The organism is Erwinia sp. PME.40.26/001 (genome assembly GCF_055556675.1).
This window is the reverse complement of record NZ_JBVHNP010000034.1, coordinates 1-425: the sequence shown is the minus strand read 5'-3', so window position 1 is coordinate 425 and position 425 is coordinate 1. Positions and strand designations below refer to the sequence as shown.

Sequence of the window (425 nt, the reverse complement as noted above, 5' to 3'; positions counted from 1 at the left end):
AGGGTGTTCCACTCGGTGCCGAGCTGCGCGGAGTTGTAGGCGCCGTCGACGGCGTCCACGAACGGAGCGGCCGAGGGGACCTTCTCGACGAAGGCGTCCTGCGCGGTCTTCAGGGCGGGGATGTAGCCGCCCTGCACCGCGGTGTCGATCTGGTTCTCCTCGGAGGCGCGGCACTTGATGAGGGCGGCGGCGGCCGCCTCCTTCTTGGCATCCGAGTTCGCCGCGGCGCCGTAGACGTAGCCGAGCAGGTTCACCTTCGAGGACTCACCGGCCTTGGCGGTGGGGAAGGGGAACGTGCCCCACTCGAACGGGATCGAGGTGTCGACGAGGTTCCACGGACCCGAGACGGTCAGCGCGGCCTTCTGCGAGGTCCACTGGTCGATCGAGTCCCAGCCCCAGTTGACGAACTCGGACGACAGCGAGCC

General features: G+C 68.5%; 1 protein-coding gene. It reads right to left on the bottom strand.

Features of this window, described 5'->3' with window-relative positions; genetic code table 11:
* Window positions 1-425: extracellular solute-binding protein (locus ACZ3HG_RS23080; protein WP_465334618.1), on the bottom strand; the 425-nt coding region annotated here is incomplete at both ends.